Raw genomic sequence first — 227 nt, 5'->3', positions numbered from 1 at the left:
CCGAGCCAGGCCATCAGTTGGCGCGGATGGACAAAGCGCGAGAGATCGCCCAATTCCGCAAGCATGCCCACCGCCGTGGTGAACTGCACGCCACGCATGGCCTGCAAGCCCAGTACGGCCGGATAGAAGCGCCAGCTGACCACGGCTTCGCGCAAGGCCGCTTCGAGACGGCTGCATTGCGCGAGCCGATCCTCGATGGCACGTCGATATTCGTCAAAGGCAAGTTG

General features: G+C 63.4%; 1 protein-coding gene. It reads right to left on the bottom strand.

The window, feature by feature from the left end; translation table 11 throughout:
• Nucleotides 1-227, bottom strand: a 227-nt coding sequence (locus ACYP5B_RS30875; protein ID WP_459572197.1) for a transposase, incomplete at both ends; no start/stop codon positions are given.

It is taken from the genome of Cupriavidus sp. 8B, assembly GCF_054589115.1.
Note: the sequence above shows the minus strand (reverse complement) of the source record. Positions and strands in the feature narration are given on the sequence as shown.